Source organism: Brevundimonas sp. GN22 (assembly GCF_054824005.1).
In genome coordinates this window covers 1-9261 of record NZ_JSYD01000073.1, presented here as the reverse complement: position 1 = coordinate 9261, position 9261 = coordinate 1, and the positions used below count along the sequence as shown (strand labels likewise).

The 9261-nt window shown below is 61.6% G+C and carries 8 protein-coding genes; 2 read left to right on the top strand and 6 right to left on the bottom strand.

All coding sequences use genetic code 11. The features are described from left to right. The 5 genes from OB03_RS10785 to OB03_RS10765 form a co-directional block, all read right to left on the bottom strand. Positions 1 to 4053: cobaltochelatase subunit CobN (locus OB03_RS10785; protein WP_461344143.1), on the bottom strand; the 4053-nt coding region annotated here is incomplete at its 3' end. Beyond that, positions 4050 to 4397 (bottom strand): DUF2149 domain-containing protein, encoded by a 348-nt coding sequence (locus tag OB03_RS10780; protein WP_461344142.1) that lies wholly within the window; start codon positions 4395 to 4397, stop codon positions 4050 to 4052. The genes OB03_RS10780 and OB03_RS10785, both read right to left, overlap by 4 nt. Next, positions 4397 to 5017, bottom strand: coding sequence for a MotA/TolQ/ExbB proton channel family protein (locus OB03_RS10775; RefSeq protein WP_461344141.1), 621 nt, complete (start codon positions 5015 to 5017; stop codon positions 4397 to 4399). Before OB03_RS10775 ends, OB03_RS10780 begins: the two co-directional genes overlap by 1 nt. After that, positions 5014 to 5589 (bottom strand): hypothetical protein, encoded by a 576-nt coding sequence (locus tag OB03_RS10770; RefSeq protein ID WP_461344140.1) that lies wholly within the window; start codon positions 5587 to 5589, stop codon positions 5014 to 5016. The genes OB03_RS10775 and OB03_RS10770 overlap by 4 nt, the downstream gene beginning before the upstream one ends. Further along, a complete protein-coding gene (locus tag OB03_RS10765; protein ID WP_461344139.1) occupies positions 5589 to 7511 on the bottom strand; it encodes a TonB-dependent receptor plug domain-containing protein in 1923 nt (640 codons plus the stop codon). Before OB03_RS10765 ends, OB03_RS10770 begins: the two co-directional genes overlap by 1 nt. A 361-nt stretch (positions 7512 to 7872) precedes the next feature. On the opposite strand from OB03_RS10765, the gene OB03_RS10760 reads away from it, so the two are divergent. Next, complete coding sequence (locus OB03_RS10760; RefSeq protein ID WP_461344138.1) at positions 7873 to 8376, top strand: hypothetical protein; 504 nt, start codon at positions 7873 to 7875, stop codon at positions 8374 to 8376. 15 nt (positions 8377 to 8391) lie between these two features. Then, positions 8392 to 8952, top strand: a complete 561-nt coding sequence (locus tag OB03_RS10755; protein ID WP_461344137.1) for a hypothetical protein — start codon at positions 8392 to 8394, stop codon at positions 8950 to 8952. Positions 8953 to 8956: 4 nt separating this feature from the next. On the opposite strand, the gene OB03_RS10750 is transcribed toward OB03_RS10755, so the two are convergent. Further along, positions 8957 to 9261: hypothetical protein (locus OB03_RS10750; protein WP_461344136.1), on the bottom strand; the 305-nt coding region annotated here is incomplete at its 5' end.

Sequence of the window (9261 nt, the reverse complement as noted above, 5' to 3'; positions counted from 1 at the left end):
AGCACCTTTAGCGTTAGACTGACAGCACCGAACCAAGGGCACACACAGCCCGCCCAGAATTACGACCACCGGCCAAACCACGTCCCACCACGCCAGCTTGACCGGCTGTGCGACCTGCGGTGCTGGCAGTTTCGGCATGGTCGGCGACGAGCGTTCCATCACAAAGCCTTCGAGGCTACCGCCAGATGTCGGCTTTGCGCCATAACTGGCAGCCGCAGGGGTGGTGGTCGCAGGCGGGTTCGAGGCTTCAGGGGTGGCTACAGACGCCTGCAACCCAGCGCGCCCGACATCGGCGACCTTGCCTTCATTCACGGCGACGAAGTCGCGCAGTTCGGCAGCGGCCTCAGCCACAGTGCGCCCCATGGCCGTTTCGAACGACTGCTGAACGGCGTCGATCCGATCACGCGCGACACCCAGTTCGGCGGCGCTCTGCAGAACATATTCGACCATCCGGCCATTGCCACAGCTGACCTCGGTACAGTTCACGCCGTGAGCCTCGATGCTGGAGAGGTATTCCTCCACCAGGGTCTGCCGCGTTTGGGTATCGGCCGCCCACGCACCCTTGCGGATCGTCTCGATCATACGGGCGGTGATGTCCTGATAGGCATAGGGTGACTGGCTCTCGAAATAGGCCTTCATGCCCAGATCGTGCTTGTCCTGCACATAGGTCTGGAAAGTCTCCTTCCACATGGCGTCGTCGACCGTATCGGAGACCGTGGCCTCCCAGCCCCACATGTATTCAACGAACTCTCGGATGGCACCTGCGCCTGCATAGCCTTCGGACTGCATGCCCCGTATCCACTGCGGATTGACGTAACGGGAGCGGAACTCGGTACCGATAAAGGAGTGAATATCCGACATCGCGGGGCGGTCGGGATCGCGGGTGTTGGTGATGTAGAGATCCGGCCCCTGCCCGCCCTCGGTCACCGAGCGGATCGCTACACTCAGGCCGCCCATGTACATGTACATGTCGTCATTATCGAGCGCGCCATAAAGGGTGGTCGAACTGGAGTGGATGACCGCCTGCGTCCCTGCCAGCGCCATGCTGAACACCTCCGGCATCGCCTCGCCCCAGAAGCCCGCGCCAAAGGCGTGACCTATCTTCTGGATGTAGTCGTTGGCCATGCCAGAGCTGTCGTCCCAAGAGCCACTGGCCGCCGCTATCGACGAGGTGTTCAGGTTGAACTGGCCGGGCGGCTCGTCGAAAATCCGTACCGCAGCCATGCGGTTGGCATCATCGGCTGACACCCCCTTGCGTACCAGTTCATCGCGCATCGCCAGATAGTTGATCCGCACGGCATTGTCCGGTTCTTCGGCGTCCTTAGCCAGTTGCACGGCCTTATCGAGAAGACGGGTCAGGTTGGCGAACATGCCCTCAGCGGCGGACGCAATAACGATGTCCACACGGGGGCGTCCCAGCTCGGCGCGCGAGATCAACTCGACATCGACCACCTTGCCCCGCGCATCCCAAACAGGACGTGTGCCCAGCAGATGGAATATCTGGGATTCCAGAACGCCTTCATGACGCATCGTCTCGTCGCCCCAGATCACGAACGACACCTTGCGCGGATAGTCGCCGGCGCGGTCCCGCTGCCCCGCAAGGAACTCTTCGGCCAGTCGCACGCCTAGTTGATAGGCGACCGGCTTGGGCAGCTTGTCAGGGTCCAGACCGTAGAAGTTCTTGCCCGTCGAATAGGCGTCAGGGTTTCGCACAGGCTCGCCCCCCACTCCGCCGCTAATGTACCGGCCCGACAACATGTCCACCAAGCTCTGTAGTTCGCGCGGACCGGAGGCGCGGATGCGGGCCTCGATATCGGCCGCATCAATGGCTTCCTGGCCCAGCGACACCTGACGGTCGACACCCACGACCGCCCCAACCGTGCTGGCGATGGCCTCGTCGGAGGGCGTGCGTCCGAACGCGTGCATGCCATAGGGAATGGTCTGGGCTTTCAGCTCCAAAATATAGTCCTCGAGACGATGGATATCCTCATCGGTCCATTCTGCCGAAGGGTCGAGCGACAAGTCTTTGCCCAGTCCCATAGCGATGGCCTGATCCCGCGCCTGACGGGCGTAAAGGGTCGCTAGCTCCGGATTTTTGCCCTCGTTGACGCTGTGGTCATTCACCAGTTCGCTAAGCTTGGCCAGATCGTCAGTCAGTTCACCCGCCACGAACGGCGGGACCATGTGGTCGACCAGGACGGCCGCGCTGCGACGGCGGGCGACCAGCCCCTCGCCCACCACATCGACGTTGTAGATGTAGCCGTGGGGCATAGTGCCTATCAGTAAGTCCGACGCATCTTCTGGCCCCAGACCGACATCCTTTCCGTCCAGCCATTCCAGCGTGCCGTGCGTGCCGATATGGACAATCGCGTCCGCCCCGAAGTCGTCCTTCAGCCAGCTATAGGCCGCCACATACTGATGATGCGGGGCCAGATTTTTCGCATGGTAAAGCGCCTGTAGGTTCTCGCCCCATCCTCGCGCGGGCTGGGGCATCAGCACCACCTTGCCAAAGCGCAGCGCGGGAACGATCAACGCCCCGTCAGCAGCCACCATCGGCCCGCCGTCCGCCATTGCCCCCCAGTCGGCGACGATCTTTTCCCTCAAGGCCTTGGGCAGTTTAGATAGCCAGCCCGCATACTGCTCACGCTCGATGCGGATCACATCGCCGGTCGCAATCAGTTGCTCCAACTCGCCCGGTGCCGCCCCCATGACGTTGCGGGCACCCTCGGTCATGCGAGCAAGGAGCGCATGTTCGTCAGGCACTTCGCCGCCAATGTCGTATCCTTCATTTTTCAATGAAGTCAGAAGGTTGTGAACAGTCTCTGCGACATTGAGGTAACTCGCTCCGACGTTCGCCCGACCGGCAGGATAGTTGTAGTAGACGAGCGCAATCCGCTTATCCGCATTGTTCGTGCGACGTAGGCGGGCATGAGCCATCGCACGCTCGACGGCTGTGCGGACCCGCTCGTCAATGGGGTGGGTGCTGACCATCCATTGACCGGTTTCGCTGTCCACTCGCTTTTCCGAAGAGCCGATGACCGTGGGGGCCACCGCTCCCGCCAGCTCCGGTACGGCCACGTTGAACGTGCCCTCGAAGCTGGTCAGCCCCATGGTCGATACGCGCCATTCCGCCTCGCTGCGGCCGTAAAGCGTAATGCCATTGATGACGGGGATACCCACTGACTTCACCAAAGCGTCCGATCCGGCATCCGCGAACTGCATATTCATGGCGATGGCCGCATCCGCTCTCGGGCGACCGTCACCGTCCGTCAGCAGACGCTGAAGCGCCACAGGGCCGGGGTAGCCGAAGAAGGGAATGGCCTGCCCGCCTTGGCGCTCGATCTCGCGCACCAGAGCATCTACCACCGCCATATCGCCGCTGTAGTAGTTGGCTTTGAAAAAGCCGACTGCGATGCGGGGCTTATCCAATGCGGCCTGTGTGCTGGCGGCAAATGTGGACCAGTCCGCAAACACCTGCCCGTCGCGGCCTGAGGGGTAGTAATAGCCAAAGTCCATCGAACGGACCGGCTCCGGCAAGGTCAGCCCCTCGACACCGGCATAGCCCAGCGCCAACTTCAGCAGTCCAAGATGGTTCGAGGCTCCGGCATGGGCCCAATAGGTCGAAGCGCGTGTATCCACCGTGGCCCCGCGTGCCTCGAACGTCGTGGCGGGACTAAGCCCCTCGCCGACCGCCAGCACCGTTCCATTTCGCGCGACCGCGGCGATGATGTCAGTGCCTGCTTCGGCCTCGATGCCGCCCAGCATCTGCTCGTTCATCATGTCGAAGACGAGGACGTGACTATCCAATACGTCCTGCGCCACAACGCCCTGAGCCGAGCTTTCGGAAATCACTTTGAGCTGTACCCGCCCCTTCAGGTCCGGGCGTTCATTCGTCAGGTCGCCCAAGGCGTTGACGGCGGCAGGAACTGCGGAATCCGAGACCACATAGGTGACCTTCACCCGTGGGCCGGCATAGACGTTTCCAGTGGCCATCCCTGTCAGGGACAGCCACAGCGAACCCATAACAACGCAGAGCCTGCCCAGCCGGATCATTCGCCGTCCTGCGCTTCGGGCACATAGATCACTTGCCCGTTTTCAAGCTGATAGGCTGTTCCCAGTCGCGTCCCGTCGCCGGTGCCCGATTGGGCCGTCATCTTATAGGCTTCGATGGTTTCTCCCTTTTTGACGATCATCTCCTGACGACCCTCCGCATCCGTGCGGACCATGGTCACATCGCTGTCGTGATCCAGAAACGCCCCCAAGCCGAAGTTGGAAAACAGCGCGATCATCAGACCCACGATAAACACGATCGACACATCAAACAGGTTGGCAATGCCCGATAGCGGATCTTCGTCTGCGGGCTCGTCGGGCGGCGTGATCTTGAGAAAACGCCCCATCAGCCAGCGCCTATTTCTGCCGCGACGACTTCAGCGAGGTAGCGCATCTGTCGGGACGTACGAGCGGTTTCGGACTGGCGCATCACCACCACCACATAGGCGACCGTCCCCACAGCAATGCCGATGATTGTCGTGGTGAAGGCGACAACCATGTGCGCCGCCATGGCGTTCAAATCACCGCCGGACATCGCCGACAAAGACGCCCCCATCGGGATCAACGTGCCCAGCAGGCCAAGGCTGGGCGCGACCTTCACAAGGGCGCGCGGGACTTCGGTTCCCCGACGCAGCGCCTCTTCATGTGCGGCCAGAAGATTTTCCAGCCCGCCGTTTTGCAAAGAACCCTCGACGGACTGTTTCTGGACCGCCTGCATGAAGCGCGACAAAGCCGCCGGCAGTTCGGCAACACGGGACCGGGGCGCGCCTAAAACAGCCCCGCCGTTTATCCAGTTTTTCACATCGAACTTCTGCTTCGCGACCAGCCGCCTGGCCGAGGCCGAAGCCGCCAGTCCGACGTGAAAGACCACGGCAAACACGCATAGCCAGAGAGCCAGCATCACCGGCAGGCGCAGCACCTGCCCCAGCGCAAACAGCCCGTTTTCGAGCAACCCCAAGACCGTCATCTCTCTCCCCTCGACCCGATAAATGCCCCCAGCACCGCGACAGCCAGCAGCGCGGCGACGGCCCAGAATGGAATAAGTTGCGACAATGCGGCCGAAGCACCGCCTTGATCGGCTTGGATGGCCGACCAGCGAGCAATCCAGTTCGGAACCAGCCCCAGAACCATTACTCCGCTCGCCGCGACAGCTGTCACCAGACCTGCCCAGCGCGGATTAGGGTCGCATATTTGCATAACGGCGACAGCGACTGCGGTCGTGATCACCCCCAGGCCGAGGGACAAACCCGCATGGACGCCGGAGCTTGTGTAAAGCGCCATCCCTGCGCCCAGAACAACACCTGCCAAGATACTCGACACCAGAGGCTGGCGACGGGCTGCGAAAAGTCCCGAGAGCGCGAAAACGGCACTGAGCACGCCAATCCATTCCGCTGCAGGCTGTAACCGTAACAGGCCAAAACACGCGGCAACTGCGGTTACCCCGCCCAGCACACCGTATGGTCGCGACACCGCCGACAGCAGCCCCGCCGCCGCCATAACGCAGCACAGCCAGATCGCAGAGACACTAAAGCTGGCCATCAGTAGCGAACCCTCACGCCGACATAGGCCGCGCGTCCCGCGCCCCTGTAGTTCAGGATTTCCTGATAATCCTCGTCCAACAGGTTCTCGATCCGGCCAAACACCTCTGACCGTTCGCTCAGCGCCCAACTGCCGGACAGATTGACCAGCCAGAAAGGCGACAGCGTCACCGTTTGCGACGGATAGACCGAATGGTCGGTATCCAGATTTTCGCCGTTGTACCGCACGGTCGCATTGACCTGCTTTCGGCCGTCGCGAGAGCGTAAGTTCAGGTTGGCGCTGGCGATGTGGGCCGGACGGCGGATCTCGCGCTGACCGTCCTCTGTCGCATCCAGATAGGTATAGGCCATCTGCAAGCGCAGCATATCGTTCAGGCGGTACGACAGCGCAGCCTCAATGCCCTGCCGCTTTGACACCTCGTCGCGATTGCCGCTGGTCGAACAACTGACGGGGACAGGCTGGCGTGTGAGGGCGCACAGAGCCGGATCGACGTTATAGACGCCGTAGATTTCGTCCTTCAGCCGCGCGTGGAAATAGGTCACCGACAACTGACGGTCTGTTCCGAGAGCCCAGTCGCCGCCGACCTCCCAACCCACGGATGTCTCGGGTTTCAGAGCCGGATTGCCAACGAAGGGATAGGCCGAAGCATTGTAGCCATACATCTCGGTTTGGCCGGGATTTTTGACGCCCGATCCCGCGCTGGCCCGCAGCCGCAGCTGGCCCAGTTCGCGATAGGCATGGCCCCGATAAGTCCAGACATCCGCGAACCCGTCATTCCAGTCATGACGCAGTGCCAGACCGCCGCCCCATCCGTCCGCCAGAAGATTATACTGCCCCACCACGCCCAGCGTTTGTCGGCTGCGTTCCGTGGTGTCGGGCCCGCCCGTCATTTCGGGTGCGCTATTACGAAATGTCTCCCGCTCGGCATCAATGGCCAGCGTGAACTGGTGGTCCACCACTCCCGCTTCGTAGCTGCCGCTTGCGGTATAGGAGGCTTTGGATCGGGTGCCCTCGCCACCGCCCGTACGGCCGGATTGCGCGTAATCGTCCCTATTAGCCGACACATGCTGAAGCGAAACATCATGCCTCCAGCGACTGTCGACGGGACCGTAGGTCAGGGCCAGATCGGCATACAGGCTGTCGACCACGCCGAACGCGCCGGGCGTATCGATGATCCAACCGGTAGCGTAATCCTGACCGTTGGTGTCTGCTTCGGTGCGCGTCCAGCGCAGCCCGCCCCCAATGCGGATAGCGGAAGACACGTCCACTCCCCCACGCGCCGATAGCGAGCCGATGTCCGAGCCTATATTACGGTGCCCGTGGGTGCCGGTGGCGTATCCGTCGCTGTGCTGGAATGAAGCACTGACGACCGCATCCCATCGATCACCATATCCACCGGAGCGGGCCGCCAAACCATAGGTCCCGAAACTGCCGCCTTCGATTCTGGCGGACAGTCCGGATGCCTCGCGCCCGCTGGGGGTGATGTAGTTGATGACGCCCGCCAAGGCGTCGGAGCCGTAGAGCGCGCTTTGCGCACCGCGCAATATGTCGATGCGGGCCACGTCGTCCGCCAGCAGAGTGGCGAAATCAAACTCGCCCATAAAAGGGTCGGAGACTTCGACACCGTCAATCAACATCAGGACGTGGTTGGCCTCTCCCCCGCGCAAACGGACCTGGGTGAAGTTGCCCGCTGCACCGGACCGGCTGACCGACACGCCGGGGATGTCGCGAAGGATATCGGTGACGACACGAGTCTGCCGGTCATGGAGGTCTTCGGGGGTGAGTATCGAAGCTGACCCGCCAATCTGATCGAGCTTGATGTGATGCGCACCGCGCGTTGCGGTGACCACAACGGGGGTCAGAACGGTAGGCTCTTCGGCGTGAACTACCGACGGCAAGGTCAGCGCAGATGCGGCCAACATGCCCACTCCTCCGAGCCCAGATATGCCTTTGAAAGTCACCACAACCGAGCCATCCCGTCACACTTACACTGACAGGTTCGCTCGCGCAGACCGAGACAGAAAGTTATTTACAGTAACGACTTCCGTTACCCGTTAGGGCCTCACCCCATCTAACAACCAGACCTTAGAACAACTTCATAAGGTTATGATCTGACATGTGTTTTTATAAATAACGCAACGGACCTGCCTTAACCTTTCTCCACGCCTGGGTCAGGACATGATAATTGTTACCCATAAGAAGTAACGGTTACAGATACCGTAAATAACTGACGCGCGCGGATAGAAGGGCACAATCTTAGCCTATTCAATTCGAGGGCAAGCGATGCACCGGCAGACCATCATTCGCGCACTGACAATCATTGGCTCCGGCATGGCCATCGTCGCAGCAACGGGGTGCTCGCCGCAGCAGCCTGCCCCGACGATCCAGCCTGCCCACGACATCAAAACCCTGATGCAGTTCGTGGTCCAACCGCAGGCTGACGTTTACTGGAAATCGACCGGTAGCATCTCCGACGAAAACGGTGTGCGGGACCTCACGCCGACGACCGACGCGGGCTGGCTGGCGACGCGATCGTCTGCAGCTACTCTGGCCGAAATGGGTGCCCTGCTGAAGAACCCCGTGTTTGCCGACGGTAAGGGTGACGACTGGCTAGAATACTCCGACGCCCTCACAAAGATCGCGATACGGGCCGAGGCCGCAGCCGAAGCGCGCGACGCGGACGCCGTGATGGAAGTCGGCAGCGAAATCTACAACGTCTGCGCCGCCTGTCACCAAACCTATCAGCCCCCTGTCGAACCGGAAAAAATCCCGGGATCGGGACGCTAGAACGGAGCCATGTCTATGATCCAGCGCCCTAACCGCCGCCAACTGGTCTGCACTGCGGCGATCCTCACCCTCTTCGTGGCGGCATGCGGCCAGCAGCAACAATCCGCTGCGCCTCAGGCCGAAATGAACGAAGAGCAAGTTCGCGGAGCCAAACGCGAGGGCGTGCTAGTCACCTCTGACAGCGCACCGCAGCCTGTCGCCGGCCAAGTCGATTACTACGAGGTGGTCCTCGCCCCGTATGAAGGCATCGAGTTGAAATACACCGCACCCGAAAAGGCTCGCATCGCGTTTTCGTGGACGGCGACCGGCACCGTCCGTTCCGATCTGCATGCCCATCCGGACGAAGGCGGCGAAGCTCTGACAGAGAGCTACGACATCAGCGATTCCACAGGCATGAACGGCGTTTACACGGCGGCATTCACCGGCATCCACGGTTGGCACTGGCAGAACCGCACGGTTGACCCTGTGACCCTGCGCCTGCACGCCACGGGCGGCTTTACCAGCTCGGCAGTCATCACCGACAGCAGCCACGAGCCAAGGCCTTTGAACCCGACCCCGTTCACGGCCGCAAACTAGGCCTTCAACGCGCCGCGCGCGGTGCCATGGCAATAACCCTCGGCGAGACACCGATTGCGGCCTCGCCGGGGGCTTCGATGATGGCTTCCACGCCGCCATCACCGGATAGCTTGAGCGACTTGGCTATCCGTGCATCCGACATGGCCTGAGCGACACCGGCAAGCCCTGCATCACGGGTTCCGGCAATCACAGTTAGCCGCGCCCCCGAGGGGCCGGATATGGAGGTGAAATAGCCGTATTCCTTGTGGTTGCCTTGCGGCGAGTTCGCTACAGCGCTGTCGCTAAGGTATCGGCGGTTCAGGCGCGTAT